Consider the following 16,547-nt stretch of genomic DNA (forward strand, 5'->3'; position numbering starts at 1 on the left):
AACCGCCAATCCGAAAAACAAGCTCGACACACTGTTGAGTTCTCAAAAGACACCCGCACACCATGATCGCCTTGCGAGCGACGTCCGGGGCTTGTCTGTCATGCTGCCACGCGGACCGGGTCCGGAGCAACTTTCTTATGTTACGTGGTCCAGAGTGCCGGGGTCAACCCGCTCGGCCCACGCCCGTCAGGCCTACACCGAAGTGTTCGTCCTGCCGGAGGTTGTCGCCGTCTGTCGGGCTGACTCTGGGCCGGAGAACCGTCCCGGTCTGTCGTGCTGCCCGCCGTGGCGACCTGGAGAAAGTTACACGACCCCACGAGGCCTTCTGCAGGGGGGGTCCCTTTTCGTTGTTCTCCCAGCTCACGCAGTGTGCGATGCCTCGAATCCGGCACGAGGGCGCCGAGGGAGACCGGCCCGTGCCCCGGCCGCCGCGTCCGGTCCCCCGGGTGATCGCCGCGCACCTCGTCCGCCCGGTGCGCCCGGGCCGCCGCGAGCGGCGTGCGGCGGCACGGCGACGCGCCGCGGGTCGGTGCCCGGCCGTTCGGTGCCCGCATGCCCTGCGGCACAGCGGGTTCGTCGTGCCGGACAACGCGACGCGCCCGGTGGCCGGGTGGACACCGGGCGCGCAGGCGGGACGTCGGACGGTCCGCCGACCGTGCTCGCGAGCCGGCCGGGCAGGGTGCCGAGCACCGCCGGGAGGCCCTCCACGCTGCTGAACGACAGGGCGGCGGACTGCCGGTCGTCGACGCGACGGTCCGGTTCTGCTGCACCGCCGTCAGGTCGGCGTAGCCGGGGAGCGCCCGCACGCCGCCCGCTCCTGCGCGGACGCCGTGATCAGGACGAGGAGGTCGGCCTGGTCGAGCGTGCCCAGCTGTTCGGTGCTGATCCGGGCGGAGAACCGGTTGCCGGCGAGCAGGTCGAACCCGGCGGGCGGTCGTCAGGCCGAGCGCCTCGAGGAAGCACACCCGCAGCTCCTGCAGCGCCGGGTACTGCTGCCTGGCCCGCGCGAGCCGCGCCTCGAGGTCGGCGACCGGCTTCTCGGCCTCGGTCGACCTGCCCAGCGCCAGTCCGGTCAGCCTGGTGGCGTCCTGCCACGGCGTGCCGTGGTCGACGAACCCGGGCAGGGCGGCGACCGTCGGCGCGATCGTGGAGTAAATGCCGTACTGCTCCTGGGCGCGGCCCGCCGAGATGCCGGCGATCAGGTCCGGCCCGGTGCGGCGACCGACTCCGTGGACACGTCACCGACCGGCGGCACGGTCGGCGTCCGGCGGGCGAGTCCGGGCTGCGCCCACGGCCACGTCGCCGGCGGCCGGTTGCCGGTGAACTCGCGGATCGCGACGGGCACGACCCCCGGCGCGAGGATCGCGTCCTGGTCGGTGCAGCCGAGCGACACGGCACGCTGCGGAGCGGCCGGAGCGGTCGTCGTATCGAACGTGTGGCTGACGGTCGCGGGGAACGCGGCGCCCGCTGACCCGGACGGCGCGGCCGAGCCCGTCGACGGATCACGTCCCCCACACAGCAGCGACGGCCAGCAGCGCGACCAGGGAGGCGAGGACGACGAACGGGCGTACCGCGCGTGCACGCAGGCTGCCCTATCGCTTGCGTCCGGGCGCGATCCGGTGCCGCTCCCGGCCCGGCCGGTATGCGCTGACCGCGGGGGACGCGGCGTCCCAGAACCGCCACGGCAACGCCGCCGCGGCCGCGACGCCGACGCGGGGTCCCGTCGCGATCCGGCTGTCCGGGACCCGCTCCCCCACGCGCAGCCGCACCGGCGACGCGGCGTCGGTGACGTCGATGCCGTTGTGCTCGCGCCGCAGCCCGAGCAGCGACGCGAGCCGGGCGGGGCCGCGGGCGAGGTCGTCGTCCCGGCGGGCGGTCGGGCGCCGCAGGCGCGCCACCCCCAGGTCGGAGAGCACCTCACCCGCGCGCAGCAGCACCGCGCCCGCCTCGCCGTCCGGGAGGCAGGACACGTTGGCGCAGAAGTGCATCCCGTACACGAAGTAGACGTACAGGTGGCCCGCCGGACCGAACATCACGGCGTTGCGCGGGGTCCGGCCCCGGTAGCTGTGCGACGCGGGATCGTCGGCGGCGCGGTAGGCCTCGACCTCGACGACGCGGACGGCGACCGGGCCGTCGGGCGTGTCGGCCTCGAGCACCGTGCCGAGCAGGCGGGGGGCGACCTGGAGGACGTCGGCGGCGAGCTCGGCACGACTCACGAGCGGGTCCGGCACGCGGCGGATGCTACGTCGGGCTTGCACCTCACGCGGCGTGAGGTCGCATGATCGCGTCATGGACGGGACCTGGAAGGTCGGCGCGGTCGCCGAGACGAGCGGGCTGACGGTGCGCACGCTCCATCACTGGGACGAGATCGGGCTGCTCAGCCCGACGCTGCGGAGCGACGGCGGGCACCGGGCCTACACCGCGGACGACCTGGCGCGGCTGTACGTGATCCTCGTACTGCGCGATCTCGGGCTGCCGTTGGAGTCGATCCGGACGTGTCTCGCGGCGCCCGTCGACGCGCCGCGGCTGCTCACCGACCAGCTGGCGCAGCTCGACGTGACCATCGAGCAGCTCGGACGGCTGCGCGCCCGGGTCGCGGACGTCCGCGAACGGGCGGGCGCCGGGACGCACCTCGGTGACCCCCGCGAGCTGCTGACGCTCATGCGCGACGCCCGGCCGGGCGTGCAGGCACTGCTCGACCGTCATCTCGACGACGAGGAACGCGCCGCGCTCGCCGAGGGCGCCCCGCAGGCCGGACCGGCGTTGCCGTACCTGCTGGAGGTCGAGTGGCCCCAGCTCTACCGGGAGGCCGACGCCCTGCGACGTGACGGCGTCCCGACCGACGACCCACGGATGCGCCGGATCGCCACCCGCCTCGACGAGCTGTCGGCGCTCGTCGGCGGCAGCCGCGACGGGCAGCGCCCGCACGACACCGCGGGCGGCGCGACCCCGGGCAGCGGCGGGGCGCCGAGCGGGGGTGGGGTACGCCGGGCGTGGCGCGAGGACCCGGCGGCGATGTCGGGCCAGCCGGCCGAGGTCGCGGCGTCGTGGCGCGACCTCGCCGACTACGTCGAGCAGGCCAGGGCGGCGCGCCGATGAACGCCGCGACGTCGGTCCTCCCGCTCGGGCTGCCGGTGGCCGTCCTCGTCGTGCTGGCCGCCACCGGGGTGGTGGGCTGGGACGTGGTGTTCGCGGTCGTGGCCGCCGTGATCGTGCTCGCCCTCGTCCAGCGCCTGTGGCGACGGCCGCCGCCCCGGACCGACGAGCGGTACGGTCCCTGACGCGGCGCGGTGTCGTGCGCGCAGGGCCGAGGTCTGCCCGCCCGCCGCTACAGCCACTCCCGCGCTGCGGCGACGGCGGTGCGCAGGCCGTCGAGCTGCTCGGCGACGCGCGGGCCCGCGGTGCCGCCGCGGGCGTCGCGGGAGGCAATCGACCCGGCAACCGTCAGGACCTCGCGGACCTGCGGGGTGAGCGCCGGATGGACGCCGGCGAGCTCGTCGTCGGTGAGGTCCTCGAGCCCGACGCCGCGGGCCTCGGCGGCGCGGACGCAGCCCCCGGCCGCCTCGTGCGCGACGCGGAAGGGCACCCCCTGCCGGACGAGCCACTCGGCGACGTCGGTCGCCAGCGTGAAGCCCGCGGGGGCCAGCTCCGCCAGCCGGTCGGTGTGGAAGACCAGCGTCGAGACCATGCCGGCGACCGCGGGCAGCAACAGGTCGAGCTGCTCGACCGAGTCGAACAGCGGTTCCTTGTCCTCCTGCAGGTCGCGGTTGTAGGCCAGCGGCAGGCCCTTGAGCGTGGCCAGCAGCCCGGCGAGGTTCCCGATCAGCCGGCCCGCCTTGCCGCGCGCCAGCTCCGCGACGTCGGGGTTCTTCTTCTGCGGCATGATCGAGCTGCCGGTGGAGAACGCGTCGTCGAGCGTGACGTAGGAGAACTCCGCCGTCGCCCAGACGATGACCTCCTCGGCGATCCGGGACAGGTCCACGCCGATCATGGCCAGCACGAACGCCGCCTCGGCGGCGAAGTCGCGGGCGGCGGTGCCGTCGATGGAGTTCGCGGCACTCCCGTCGAAGCCCAGCTCGGCGGCGACGGCCTCGGGGTCGAGCCCCAGCGACGAGCCCGCGAGCGCACCGGACCCGTAGGGCGACACCGCGGTGCGCCGGTCCCAGTCGCGCAGCCGGTCGACGTCGCGCAGCAGCGCGTGGGCGTGCGCGGCGAGGTGGTGGCCGAGCAGCACGGGCTGGGCGTGCTGCAGATGGGTGCGCCCGGGCATCGGGGCGTCGGCGTGCGCCGTGGCCTGCTCGACGAGCGCGTCGACGACGTCGAGCACGCCCGCGCCGACGCGGCGGGCGGCGTCGCGCAGCCACATCCGGAACAGCGTCGCGACCTGGTCGTTGCGGGAGCGACCCGCACGGAGCTTGCCGCCCAGGTCGGGTCCGGCCCGCTCGATGAGGCCGCGCTCCAGCGCGGAGTGCACGTCCTCGTCGTCGGGGGCGGGGCCGAACACCCCGGTCTCGACGTCGGAGGCGAGCTTGGCCAGCGCGTCGAGCATGCCGGCGAGCTCGTCGTCGGTGAGCAGGTCCGCGGCGTGCAGCACCCGCGCGTGCGCCATCGACGCCCGCAGGTCGTAGGGCGCGAGCCGCCAGTCGAACTGCGTGGACTTGCTCAGCGCGGCCAGTGCGTCGGCGGGCCCGCCCTCGAACCGCCCGCCCCACAGCGCCATCAGTCGTTCCCGGCTTCGAGCGCGGCCTCGTCGAGCGGCCGCTCGGCGTCGGGCTCGACGTCCTCGTCGGCGGCGGCGATCGAGTCGAAACCGCCCGCGGGCAGCTCCCCGAACAGCGTGCCGTGCTCGACGAGCACCGTCCCCTGCTCCAGCGGCTGGCCTGCGTAGGCCTCCAGCTTCGCCCGGGAGTCGGCGATGTCGAGGTTGCGCATGGTGAGCTGGCCGATCCGGTCGGTCGGGCCGAACGCGGCGTTCTCGACGCGCTCCATCGACAGCCGCTCCGGGTGGTAGGAGAAGCCCTCACCCCGGGTGTCGAGGATCGAGTAGTCGTCGCCGCGGCGCAGCCGCAGCGTGACGGTGCCGGTGACCAGCGACGCGATCCAGCGCTGCACCGACTCGCGGACCATCAGCGCCTGCGGGTCGAGCCAGCGGCCCTCGTAGAGCAGCCGGCCCAGCTTGCGGCCCTCGTTGTGGTAGTTCGCGACGGTGTCCTCGTTGTGGATCGCGTTGACCAGCCGCTCGTAGGCGATGAACAGCAGCGCCATACCCGGCGCCTCGTAGATGCCGCGCGACTTGGCCTCGATGATCCGGTTCTCGATCTGGTCGGACATGCCCAGGCCGTGCCGGCCGCCGATCGCGTTGGCCTCCAGGACGAGCGCGACGTCGTCGGCGAACCGCTTGCCGTTGATCGCGACCGGGTAGCCGGCCTCGAAGGTGATCGAGACGTCCTCGGTGCCGATCTCGACCGACGGGTCCCAGAACTTGACGCCCATGATCGGCTCGACGGTCTCCAGCGACACGTCGAGGTGCTCGAGGGTCTTGGCCTCGTGCGTCGCGCCCCAGATGTTGGCGTCGGTGGAGTAGGCCTTCTCGGCGGAGTCGCGGTAGGGCAGGCCGTGGGCGGTGAGCCAGCGGCTCATCTCGTCGCGCCCGCCGAGCTCCTCGACGAAGTCGGCGTCGAGCCACGGCTTGTAGATGCGCAGCTCGGGGTTGGCCAGCAGGCCGTAGCGGTAGAACCGCTCGATGTCGTTGCCCTTGAAGGTCGAGCCGTCGCCCCAGATGTTGACGTCGTCGGCCTGCATCGCGCGGACCAGCAGCGTCCCGGTGACGGCACGGCCCAGCGGCGTGGTGTTGAAGTACGTGCGGCCGCCGCTGCGGATGTGGAACGCCCCGCACGCGAGCGCGGCGAGGCCCTCGGCGACGAGCTGCGGCTTGATGTCGACGGCGCGGGCGATCTCGGCGCCGTACTGCTTCGCGCGGGCCGGCACGCCGGAGATGTCGAGCTCGTCGTACTGGCCGAGGTCGGCGGTGTAGGTGCAGGGGATCCCGCCCTTGTCGCGCATCCAGGCCACCGCCACGGACGTGTCGAGGCCCCCGGAGAAGGCGATGCCGATGCGCTCGCCCGCGGGGAGTGAGGTCAGGACCTTGCTCACGGGTTGGGTGCTCCTTGGTCGAGGTTCAGAGGTCGCGCAGGCGGGCGACGAGCTGTGCGCCGGTGAGCGGCTCGCGCGCCACCACCATCAGGGTGTCGTCGCCGGCGACGGTGCCGACGACGTCGTGCAGGGCGGCCCGGTCGAGCGCGCTGGCCAGGTAGTGCGCCGCGCCGGGTGGGGTGCGCAGCACGGCAAGGTTGCCACTGTGGTCGGCGGAGACGAGCAGCTCCCCCAGCAACCGCGACAGCCGGGCGGTGCCGCCCTCGACCCCGCGGACGGGGCTGCCGTCCTCCGGGATGACGTAGGCCGCCGTGCCGCCGTCGGCGCCGCGCACCTTGACCGCACCGAGCTCGTCGAGGTCGCGCGACAGGGTGGCCTGGGTCGTCTCGATCCCGGCATCGGCGAGCAGCGCGAGCAGCTCCCCCTGGCTGCGCACCGCCCGGGAGGCGATCAGCTCGACGATCCTCGCCTGCCGCGTCGCCCGGGACGCGGCGCCGCTGCGCGCAACGGTCATCGTCGGGACCGCTCCGACCCCGACCGCTGCAACAGCCACGTGAGCAGGGCCTTCTGCGCGTGCAGCCGGTTCTCGGCCTCGTCCCACACGGCCGACGCCGGACCGTCGATCACGTCGTCGGTGATCTCGTCGCCGCGGTGCGCGGGCAGGCAGTGCAGCACGATCGCGTCGGCGGCGCCGCGGGCGACCAGGTCCGCGTTGAGCTGCATCGCGCGGAACGGCGCGGTCCGGTCGAGGCCGTCGTTCTCCTGGCCCATCGACACCCACGTGTCGGTGACCAGGACGTCGGCACCGTCGGCCGCGGCCTGCGGGTCGGCGACGACGTCGACGCCGCCGCCGGTCTCGGCCGCGCGGGCCTTGGCGTCGGCGAGGAACTGCGGGTGCGGGGCGAAGCCCTGCGGCGCGCAGATGCGCACGTGCAGCCCGGCCGTCGCGCCGCCGAGCAGCAGCGAGTGGGCCATGTTGTTGGCGCCGTCGCCGAAGTAGGTCAGCGTGAGCCCCGCGAGCCTGCCCTTGCGCTCGCGGATCGTCTGCAGGTCGGCCAGCACCTGGCAGGGGTGGAACTCGTCGGTCAGCGCGTTGACCACCGGCACGGTCGCCGCGGCGGCCATCTCGTCGACGCGGGTCTGCGCGCCGGTGCGCCACACGATCGCGTCGACGTAGCGCGACAGCACCCGGGCCGTGTCGGAGATCGTCTCGCCGCGGCCGAGCTGGCTCGACCCGGCGTCCATGATCAGGGGGTTGCCACCGAGCTCGGCGATGCCGACCTCGAACGACACCCTGGTCCGGGTCGAGGACTTGTCGAAGATCACCGCGACCGACCGCGGCCCCGCGAGCGGCGTGTGGGCGAACCGGTCGGCCTTCATGGCGTCGGCGAGGTCGAGGACCTCCCGCTGCTCGTCGGGGGTGAGGTCGTCGTCGCGCAGGAGGTGGCGGATCACGGTGCCGCTCCGTCGAGGATTCCGGGGAGTGCCGCCAGGAACTCGCCCGCCTGGGACTCGGTGAGGACCAGCGGCGGGGCGAGCCGGACGCGGTCGGGCACGGCGTTGTTGACGAGGAAGCCCGCGTCGCGCGCCCCGTTGGCCACATCGGCCGAGACCGGCGCGGTCAGCGCGATGCCCACGAGCAGGCCGGCGGCGTCGACGTGGTCGACCAGCGGGTGGCCGAGGCCCTCGACGCCGGTGACGATCTCCTTGCCGACGCGCGTCACGTGGTCGAGCAGGCCGTCGGACTCGATCGTCGACAGCACCGCGAGCGCGGCGGCGCAGCTGATCGGGTTGCCGCCGAACGTCGTGCCGTGGTGACCGGGTTCGAGCAGCTCACCTGCCGCGCCGATGCCGATGCAGGCGCCGATCGGCAGCCCGCCGCCGAGCCCCTTCGCGAGGGTCACGACGTCGGGGACGACGCCCAGGGGCTGGTGGGCGAACCAGGCACCGGTGCGGCCGATACCGGTCTGCACCTCGTCGAGGACCAGCAACGCCCCCCGCTCGGCCGTGATCTCGCGGGCGGCCCGCAGGTAGCCCTCCGGCGGGATGATCACCCCGGCCTCACCCATGATCGGTTCGAGCACCACCGCGGCGGTGTCGGAGTCGACGGCCTGGTCGAGCGCGTCGACGTCGCCGTACGGGATGTGCGAGACGCCGGCCGGCATCGGCTCGAACGGCGCCCGCTTCGCCGGCTGTCCGGTGAGTGCGAGCGCGCCCATCGTGCGGCCGTGGAACGCGTTCTCCGCGGCGATGATGTTCAGCCGGCCGGTGCGCCGCGCGATCTTGAACGCGGCCTCGTTGGCCTCGGCCCCCGAGTTGCCGAACAGCACGCGCGCACCGGGGACGCCGAGCAGCTCCAGGAGCTTCTCCGCCAGCGCGAGCGCCGGCTCGTTGACGTAGAGGTTCGACGTGTGGCCCAGCGTCGAGACCTGGCGGGTGACCGCCTCCACGACGGCCGGGTGGGCGTGCCCGAGCGCGTTGACGGCGATGCCGCCCAGCAGGTCGAGGTAGCGTCGGCCGTCGGCGTCCCAGACCTCGGCGCCCTGGCCGCGCACCAGCGCGAGCGGCGGGGTGCCGTAGTTGTTCATCATCGCGGCCTGCCACCTGTCGGCGTAGGTCCGCGTCGATCCTGTCTCGGTCATGGGATCACCATCGTTCCGACTCCCTCGGACGTGAACACCTCGAGCAGCACCGAGTGCGGTACCCGCCCGTCGATCACGTGTGCCTGGCCGACCCCGTCGCGCACCGCCCGCAGGCAGGCCTCCATCTTCGGCGCCATGCCGCTCTCCAGCGTCGGGAGCATCGGCTCCAGCTGGTCGGCGGTGAGCTCGCTGATGATCGAGTCGGGGTCGGGGTAGTTCGCGTAGAGCCCCTCGACGTCGGTGAGCACCACGAGCTTCGCGGCGTCGAGGGCGCCGGCGAGCGCCGCGGCGGCGCTGTCGGCGTTGATGTTGTAGACCTGCCCGTCGACGTCGGGTGCCACGCCGGCGACGACCGGGATGCGCCCGGCGGCGACGATGTCGAGCACCGCGTCGGGGTTGACCGCGACGACGTCGCCGACCAGCCCGATGTCGACCGGTTCGCCGCCGACGAGCGCCGTGCGCTTCTCCGCGGTGAACATCCCCGCGTCCTCGCCGGACAGCCCGACGGCGTACGGCCCGTGCTGGTTGATCAGCCCGACGAGCTCGCGCCCGACCTGGCCGACGAGCACCATGCGCACGACGTCCACGGTCTCGGGCGTGGTGACCCGCAGGCCGCCGCGGAACTCCCCCGGCAGCCCGAGGCGGTCGAGCATCGCGCTGATCTGCGGGCCGCCGCCGTGCACGACGACCGGGTGGATGCCGGCCAGCCGCAGGAACACCATGTCCTGGGCGAAGGCCTGCTTGAGCTCGTCGTCGATCATCGCGTTGCCGCCGTACTTGACGACGACGATCTTGTCGTGGAAGCGCTGCAGCCACGGCAGCGCCTCGGCGAGCACGCCCGCCTTCTCACCGGCGCGCTTGAGCCGCGCGGCGGCGGCGCCCGGTTCAGGAGGGGTAGGCACTGTTCTCCTCCACGTAGGCGTGCGAGAGGTCGGTGGTGAGGATCTCCCCGGCGCCGTCGCCCAGTCCCAGGGCGATGTCGACGACGATGTCCGGGCCGGACAGGTCGGCGTCGGTGCGCCCGCCCGCCGCGACGCCGCCCGTGCACAGCCGGACACCGTTGATCGTGATGTCGATGCGGTCGGGGTCGACGTGCGCGTCGGAGTAGCCGACGGCGGCCGCGACCCGGCCCCAGTTGCCGTCGGACCCGAACAGCGCGGTCTTGACCAGCGAGTCGCGCGCGACCGTCCGGGCGACGACGACGGCCTCGTCCTCGGTCCGCGCGCCGGTGACCCGCACGACAATCCGCTTGGTGACGCCCTCGGCGTCGGCCTGCATCTGCCGGGCCAGGTCGCGGCAGACCGCGGTGACGGCCGCGGTCAGCGCCTGCGCGTCGGCCCGCACCCCGGACGCGCCGGAGGCGAGCAGCAGGACGGTGTCGTTGGTCGACATCGACCCGTCGACGTCGAGCCGGTCGAAGCTGACGCGGACCGCGGCCCGCAGCACCTCCTCCAGCGAGTCCGGGTCGACGACGGCGTCGGTGGTGACGACCGAGAGCATCGTCGCCATCGACGGCGCGATCATCCCGGCGCCCTTCGTGAGGCCGCCGACGCTCCACCCCGCGGGGTCGACGTGCACGGCCTGCTTGGCGACGGTGTCGGTCGTCATGATCGCGGTGGCGGCCGCGAGCGCCGCGTCGCCCGACGTGTCGAGCGCTGCCGAGGCCTTCTCCACGCCGGCGAGGACGACCTCGCGCGGCAGTTGCTTGCCGATCAGCCCGGTCGAGCAGACGGCGACGTCGATCGCGCCGCAGTCCAGCAGCTCGGCGGCCTTCTCGGCCGTCGCGTGGGCGACCTGGAAGCCCTCGGGACCGGTGCAGGCGTTGGCCCCGCCGGAGTTGAGGACGACAGCGGTGAGTGTGCCGGTGGTGAGTACCTGCTGGGACCAGAGGACGGGCGCGGCCTTGACCTTGTTGCGGGTGAAGACACCTGCCGCGTGGTGCTCGGGCCCGTCGTTGACGACGAGCGCGAGGTCGAGCGCGCCGGAGGCCTTGAGCCCGGCGGCGACGCCCGCGGCCCGGAACCCGCGCGGGGTGGTGACGGTCATGTCGGAAGTCCTTCGGGGAGCGTACTGATCAGGGAGCGACGCCGGTGAGCGGCAGCCCGGCCGTCTCGGGCAGGCCGAGCGCGATGTTCATGCACTGCACGGCCGCGCCCGCGGTGCCCTTGGCCAGGTTGTCGACCACGGCGGCGACGACCAGCCGCCGCGCCGCGACGTCGACGGCGACCTGCAGGGTGACGGCGTTCGACCCCAGCACGGCGCCCGTCGTGGGCCACTGGCCCACGGGCAGCAGGTGCACGAACGGCTCGTCGGCGTAGGCCTTCTCGTAGACCGCGCGGGCGGCGTCGGCGGCGCCGGCCGGGTCGACGTCGGCGGCGAGCGCGGCCGAGCAGGAGGCGAGGATGCCACGCGGGAGCGGGGCGAGCACCGGGGTGAAGCTCACGGCCACGGGGCCGCCCGTCGCATGCGAGAGGTTCTGGGCGATCTCGGGGGTGTGCCGGTGCGCGCCGCCGACGCCGTAGACCGACAGCGACCCCATCACCTCGGAGCCGAGCAGGTGCGGCTTGGGCGACTTGCCCGCGCCCGACGTCCCGGACACCGCCGTGATGACGACCTCGCGCTCGACGAGACCCGCCACCAGCGCCGGGGCCAGCGCGAGGCTGGAGACCGTCGGGTAGCAGCCGGGAACGGCGACGCGCCTGGTGCCGCGCAGCGCGTCGCGCCCGCCGGGCAGCTCGGGCAGCCCGTAGGGCCAGTTCGGGGAGTGCGGGCCGCCGTACCACTTCTCCCAGTCGTCCGCGTCGGCGAGCCGGTGGTCGGCCCCGCAGTCGACGACGAGCACGTCCTCGCCCAGCTGGGCGGCGATCTCGGCGGAGTGCCCGTGCGGCAGCGCGAGGAAGACGACGTCGTGCCCCGCGAGGTTCTCGACGGTCGTCTCGGCGAGCACCCGGTCGGCCAGCGGGAGCAGGTGCGGCTGCAGCTCCCCCAACCGGGTCCCGGCGTTCCCGCCCGCGCTCACCGTCCCGATCTCCACGTCGGGATGGGCGAGCAGCAGCCGGAGCAGCTCGCCTCCCGCGTACCCGCTCGCGCCCGCCACCGCTGCCCTGATCATGTGCATGAGTATGCACGTCGACGAATTCAGATGCAACGCGTTTCGTCGGTGCGCGGCCGTAGTGTGCGCCACGTGACCGACGCGCCCGTCACCGCCACCCCCACCCCGGCCGTCCCGGCCCCGCTCGCCGCTGCCGCGGCCGCGCTGGTCGAGGCCGTCCGCACCGGGCTGGCGCAGCTCGGCGATCCCGTCGCGGCCGCCGCCATGCAGCGCTACATGAAATCGGAGATGCCGTTCCACGGCGTCCCCGCCCCGGCGCGCGAGACGCTCCTGCGCCGGCTCGTCGACGAGCATCCCCTCGACGGGAGCGGACCGGGCGGTGGGGAGGTCGGGGCCGCGGCCGACGCGCTGTGGGACGGGGCGACCCGGCGCGAGGAGCGCTACCTCGCGTCGGGGCTGGTCGGGCACCGCCGCTACGCGCGGCTCGTCGACGTCTCCTGGGTGCCGCGGCTGCGGCACTGGATCGTCACCGGGGCGTGGTGGGACCACGTCGACGAGATCGCGTCGCGGCGCGTGGGAGCGCTCCTGCGCGCCCATCCCGCCGAGCTGACCCCCGTGGTGCGGGCCTGGTCGACCGACCCCGACCCGTGGCTGCGCCGCACCTCGATCATCTGCCAGCTGCAGGCCAAGGGCGACACCGACCTCGACCTCCTCACCGACGCGATCGAGGCCAGCATCGACGACCGGGACTTCTTCCTGCGCAAGGGCATCGGCTGGGCGCTGCGCCAGCATGCCCGCACCGACCCGGGCTGGGTGCGCGCGTTCGTCGACGCGCACCCGCAGCTGTCGCCGCTGTCCCGGCGGGAGGCGCTCAAGCGCCTCTGACATCCGTCCGAACCGGCCCGACGGCCGCACCGCGCGTCCCGCGCGACTGCGGCGTCCTGTCCCCTTCCGCGGCCAGGCCGAGGAGGACGGCGCCCGGTGGAGCCGCTCGACCGGCCCCGTCAGCCCCGCAGCTCCGCGCCCGTGCGGCTGCCGGCGAGCGCCACCGCCGCGTCGCGTGCGGCGTTGGCCTCCTCGCTGGTCAGCGTCCGGTCGTCGGCCCGGAAACGCAGCGAGAACGCCAGCGAGCGCCGGCCCTCCCCCACCTGCGCACCGCTGTAGACGTCGAAGAGCCGGACCTCCTCGAGCAGCTCGCCGCCACCCTCCTCCAGCGCGTCGGCGACGTCGGCCACCGGCACGTCGTCGGGGGTCACCAGCGCGACGTCGACGGCGACCGGCGGGTACGGCGACACGCGCGGGACCGGCCGCGGGTCGGTCAGCGGGACCAGGTCGAGATCGAGCTCCATCGCGCACGTCCGCGGCGGCAGCCCCAGTGCCTCGACGACCTTGGGGTGCAGCTCGCCGGCGTGACCGACCGGGAAGTCGCCGACGCGCAGCACCGCGGTGCGCCCCGGATGGAACGGGGCGAGCTCGCCCTTGGTCACGCGCAGCTCGACGCCCGCGACCCGGCCGACCAGCCGCGCGGCCTCGACCGCGTCGGCCCAGCCGGCCTCGCGGCCCGGGCCCCACCAGCCGCGCGGCTCGCGCTCACCGGCGAGGACGACGGCGACGTGCTGCGGCTGGGCGGGCAGCGCGGCGTCGATCTGGGCGTACTCGGCGGCGCTCGGCCGCACCCGGACTCCGGGCTCGGGCATCGCGACGGGCTGCGCGTGCGGCAGCACGACCTGCCCGACGTGGAACAGCGCGACGTCGTCGAGGCCACGGGACCGGTTGCGCACCACGGCGTCCAGCAGGCCCGGCAGCAGCGTCGTCGCCAGCGAGCCGCGCTCGGCGTCGAGCGGGTTGACGACCGTGACGGTGCGCCGGCGCACGTCGTCGGCGGCCAGCCCGAACGCGTCCCACACGGCATCGCCGACGAACGGGAACGGCAGCACCTCGACGTAGCCCGCCTCCGCCAACGCCCGCGACACCGCGCGGCGGCGTCGCTGCGCCGCGGTCAGGCCGCGGCCCGCGGGGGCCGACGGGAGCACCGACGGGATGACGTCGAGGCCCTCGAGCCGCAGCACCTCCTCGACGAGGTCGGCCGCCATCGCGAGGTCGGGCCGCCACGACGGCGGCGTGGCGACGACGACGCCCTTGCCGTCGGGGCCCGTCTCCAGCTCGACGGTCGCGCCGATCTGGGTCAGCCGCTGCACGGTCGCGCCGCGGGCGTACGCCACACCCGCGGTGCGGTCGGGCAGGTCCAGCGCCATGCGCACCGGGGCGGGCACCGGCGCCGCGCCGACGTCGGTGCGGCCGGCGACGATCGTGCCGCCGCCGTGCTCCACGAGCAGCTGCGCGGCGCGCTCGGCCGCGACGGGCGGCAGCTGCGCGTCGACGGCCCGCTCGAAACGCCGCGAGGCCTCGCTGGGCAGCTTGTGCCGGCGCGCGCCGCGCGCGATCGTCGCCGGGTCGAAGTGCGCGGCCTCGATGAGCACGTCGATCGTCGCGCCCGGCTCGTGCGTCTCCGGGATCTCGGTGCTCGCGCCGCCCATGACGCCCGCCAGGCCGATCGGGCCCGAGTCGTCGGTGATGAGCAGGTCGTCGGGGTCGAGCGCGCGCTCGGCGTCGTCGAGCGTGCGCAGCTTCTCCCCGGCCCGGGCCCTGCGCACCACGATCGGGCCCTGCAGCCGCGACGCGTCGTAGGCGTGCAACGGCTGGCCGAGCTCGATCATCACGTAGTTGGTGACGTCGACGGTCAGCGAGATCGGGCGCATCCCCGCCGCCAGCAACCGGCGGCGCAGCCACCACGGGCTGGGCGCGTTCGGGTCGACCCCGGTGACGCGGCGGGCGACGAAGCGCGGGCAGCCCTCGGCGTCGTCGAGCCGCACCGGCCAGGACTCGGCCGCCTCGGCGGGCACCGCGACGCGCGCGGCCGGATCGGTGAAGTCGCGCCCCAACGACGCGGCCAGCTCGCGGGCCAGGCCGCGGACCGAGAAGCAGTACCCGCGGTCGGGCGTCACGTTCAGCTCGATCACCGGGTCGTCGATGCCCAGGACCGGGCGGGCGTCGTCGCCGGGGACGGCGGTGCCCTCGGGCAGCACGAGGATGCCGGCGTGGTCGGACCCGATGCCCAGCTCGCGGGCCGAGGCGATCATCCCGTCGGAGACGTGCCCGTACGTCTTGCGCGCGGCGATGGCGAACCCGCCGGGCAGGACGCTGCCCGGCAGCGCGACGACGACCAGGTCACCGACGACGAAGTTGCGGGCGCCGCACACGATGCCGCGCGAGCCACCGCCCGTCCCGCCCGCCGGGTCGTCGCCCGCCGGGTCGTTGTGCTCGTCGCCCACGTCGACCCGGCAGTAGCGGATCGGCTTCTTGAACTCGGTGAGCTCGGTGATCTCCAGGACCCGGCCGACGACGAGCGGTCCGGTGATCTCCTCGGCGCGGTGGACGTCCTCGATCTCGAGGCCGACCCGCACGAACGCCTCGCCGATCTCGTCGGCGTCGGCGGGCAGGTCGCCCTCGACGTGGTCGGCCAGCCAGGACACGGGGACGCGCACGAGTTCTCCAGGATTCTGCGGTGGTGTTCGCGGGGGTGGCGGGGTCAGACCCCGAAGGCCCGGCTGAAACGGACGTCGCCCTCGACCATGTCACGCATGTCGGGCAGGCCGTTGCGGAACTGCAGCGTCCGTTCCAGCCCCATGCCGAACGCGAACCCGGAGTACACCTCGGGGTCGACACCGGCCGAGAGCAGGACGTTGGGGTTCACCATGCCGCAGCCGCCCCACTCGACCCAGCCGGCGCCGCCCTTCTTCTCCGGGAACCAGACGTCGACCTCGGCCGACGGCTCGGTGAAGGGGAAGTACGACGGGCGCAGCCGCGTCCGCGAGTCCGCGCCGAACATCGCGCGGGCGAACGCGTCGAGCGTGCCCTTGAGGTGGGCCATCGTGATCCCCTTGTCGACGGCGAGGCCCTCGACCTGGTGGAACACGGGCGTGTGGGTGGCGTCGAGCTCGTCGGTGCGGAACGTCCGCCCCGGGCACACGACATAGACGGGCAGCTCCCGCTCCAGCAGCGCGCGGACCTGCACCGGGGAGGTGTGGGTGCGCAGCACCAGCGTCGAGGACGCGGTGTCGACCTTCCCGGTCTCGTGGTCCTCACGCAGGTAGAACGTGTCCTGCATGGTGCGGGCGGGGTGGTCCTTGCCGAAGTTCAGGGCGTCGAAGTTGAGCCAGGACGCCTCGACCTCCGGGCCCTCGGCGATCTCCCAGCCCATCGCGACGAACACGTCGCCGATCTGCTCGGCGATCTGGGTGATCGGGTGCCGGGCGCCCCGCGGTGTGCGGTCCCACGGCAGCGTGACGTCGACGGACTCCTCGACGAGGACCCGCGCGTCGCGCTCGGCGACCAGGACCTCGCGCCGGGCGTCGAACGCCTCCTGCACGCGGACCCGCGCCGCGTTGACCCGCTTGCCCGCCTCGGCCCGCTGGGGTCCCGGCAGCGAACCCAGCTCGCGACGGGCCAGCAGCAGCGGCGCCTTGTCGCCCAGGTGCGCCGGCCGCACGGCCGCGAGCGCGGCCAGGTCGGGGGCCGCGGCGAAGGCGGCGATCGCGGCGTCCGCCGCGGCGTCGAGGGTGGCGGCGTCGAGCGGGCCGGCGGCCGTGCCGTCCCCGGCCGGGGCCTTCTCCTGCGTGCTGTCACTCATGGTGGCGCCG

15 protein-coding genes are annotated in these 16,547 nt (G+C 74.4%); 3 read left to right on the plus strand and 12 right to left on the minus strand.

Going from position 1 to position 16,547, the window contains the following annotated elements; genetic code table 11:
* Positions 1–1,198: 1,198 nt before the first annotated feature.
* Positions 1,199–1,393: a hypothetical protein gene (locus PSD17_RS07660; RefSeq protein ID WP_143770546.1), complete on the minus strand. Its 195-nt coding sequence runs from the start codon at positions 1,391–1,393 to the stop codon at positions 1,199–1,201.
* Between the two features lie 199 nt (positions 1,394–1,592).
* Positions 1,593–2,231: a DNA-3-methyladenine glycosylase gene (locus PSD17_RS07665; RefSeq protein ID WP_233899081.1), complete on the minus strand. Its 639-nt coding sequence runs from the start codon at positions 2,229–2,231 to the stop codon at positions 1,593–1,595.
* Between the two features lie 58 nt (positions 2,232–2,289).
* On the opposite strand from PSD17_RS07665, the gene PSD17_RS07670 reads away from it, so the two are divergent.
* Both PSD17_RS07670 and PSD17_RS07675 read left to right on the plus strand, forming a co-directional pair.
* Positions 2,290–3,099 (plus strand): MerR family transcriptional regulator, encoded by an 810-nt coding sequence (locus PSD17_RS07670; protein WP_106096864.1) that lies wholly within the window; start codon positions 2,290–2,292, stop codon positions 3,097–3,099.
* The gene (locus PSD17_RS07675) at positions 3,096–3,281 is read left to right on the plus strand and encodes a hypothetical protein (protein ID WP_103382637.1); all 186 of its coding nucleotides are present in this window, start codon (positions 3,096–3,098) and stop codon (positions 3,279–3,281) included. Before PSD17_RS07670 ends, PSD17_RS07675 begins: the two co-directional genes overlap by 4 nt.
* Positions 3,282–3,328: 47 nt before the next feature.
* On the opposite strand, the gene argH is transcribed toward PSD17_RS07675, so the two are convergent.
* From argH to argC, 8 genes are read right to left on the minus strand one after another with little or no spacing between them, the layout of a single operon-like run.
* Complete coding sequence (gene argH, locus PSD17_RS07680) at positions 3,329–4,720, minus strand: argininosuccinate lyase (protein ID WP_103382636.1); 1,392 nt, start codon at positions 4,718–4,720, stop codon at positions 3,329–3,331.
* Positions 4,720–6,153: an argininosuccinate synthase gene (gene argG, locus PSD17_RS07685; RefSeq protein WP_013675917.1), complete on the minus strand. Its 1,434-nt coding sequence runs from the start codon at positions 6,151–6,153 to the stop codon at positions 4,720–4,722. Before argG ends, argH begins: the two co-directional genes overlap by 1 nt.
* Positions 6,154–6,178: 25 nt before the next feature.
* Positions 6,179–6,667 carry an arginine repressor gene (locus PSD17_RS07690; RefSeq protein ID WP_013675918.1) on the minus strand — a complete coding sequence of 163 codons (489 nt, stop codon included), beginning with the start codon at positions 6,665–6,667 and terminating at the stop codon, positions 6,179–6,181.
* The gene (gene argF / locus PSD17_RS07695) at positions 6,664–7,608 is read right to left on the minus strand and encodes an ornithine carbamoyltransferase (RefSeq protein ID WP_013675919.1); all 945 of its coding nucleotides are present in this window, start codon (positions 7,606–7,608) and stop codon (positions 6,664–6,666) included. Before argF ends, PSD17_RS07690 begins: the two co-directional genes overlap by 4 nt.
* Positions 7,605–8,795 carry an acetylornithine transaminase gene (locus tag PSD17_RS07700; RefSeq protein WP_339122256.1) on the minus strand — a complete coding sequence of 397 codons (1,191 nt, stop codon included), beginning with the start codon at positions 8,793–8,795 and terminating at the stop codon, positions 7,605–7,607. Before PSD17_RS07700 ends, argF begins: the two co-directional genes overlap by 4 nt.
* The gene (gene argB, locus PSD17_RS07705) at positions 8,792–9,697 is read right to left on the minus strand and encodes an acetylglutamate kinase (protein WP_013675921.1); all 906 of its coding nucleotides are present in this window, start codon (positions 9,695–9,697) and stop codon (positions 8,792–8,794) included. Before argB ends, PSD17_RS07700 begins: the two co-directional genes overlap by 4 nt.
* On the minus strand, positions 9,681–10,841 hold the full coding sequence (argJ, locus tag PSD17_RS07710; RefSeq protein WP_013675922.1) for a bifunctional glutamate N-acetyltransferase/amino-acid acetyltransferase ArgJ: 1,161 nt from the start codon (positions 10,839–10,841) through the stop codon (positions 9,681–9,683). Before argJ ends, argB begins: the two co-directional genes overlap by 17 nt.
* Before the next feature lie 28 nt (positions 10,842–10,869).
* Positions 10,870–11,913 (minus strand): N-acetyl-gamma-glutamyl-phosphate reductase, encoded by a 1,044-nt coding sequence (gene argC / locus PSD17_RS07715; RefSeq protein WP_013675923.1) that lies wholly within the window; start codon positions 11,911–11,913, stop codon positions 10,870–10,872.
* Positions 11,914–11,937: 24 nt separating this feature from the next.
* Between argC and PSD17_RS07720 the strand changes: the two genes are divergently transcribed.
* Positions 11,938–12,732, plus strand: coding sequence for a DNA alkylation repair protein (locus PSD17_RS07720; protein ID WP_339122257.1), 795 nt, complete (start codon positions 11,938–11,940; stop codon positions 12,730–12,732).
* A gap of 119 nt (positions 12,733–12,851) precedes the next feature.
* Here PSD17_RS07720 and pheT read toward each other — a convergent pair whose 3' ends face one another.
* Together pheT and pheS are read right to left on the minus strand one after the other, a co-directional pair.
* Positions 12,852–15,392 carry a phenylalanine--tRNA ligase subunit beta gene (gene pheT / locus PSD17_RS07725; protein WP_339122258.1) on the minus strand — a complete coding sequence of 847 codons (2,541 nt, stop codon included), beginning with the start codon at positions 15,390–15,392 and terminating at the stop codon, positions 12,852–12,854.
* A 44-nt stretch (positions 15,393–15,436) separates the two neighbouring features.
* Complete coding sequence (pheS, locus tag PSD17_RS07730) at positions 15,437–16,537, minus strand: phenylalanine--tRNA ligase subunit alpha (protein WP_013675926.1); 1,101 nt, start codon at positions 16,535–16,537, stop codon at positions 15,437–15,439.
* Positions 16,538–16,547 lie beyond the last annotated feature (10 nt).

This window comes from Pseudonocardia sp. D17 (assembly GCF_036984265.1).
GTDB classification, from domain to species: domain Bacteria; phylum Actinomycetota; class Actinomycetes; order Mycobacteriales; family Pseudonocardiaceae; genus Pseudonocardia; species Pseudonocardia benzenivorans.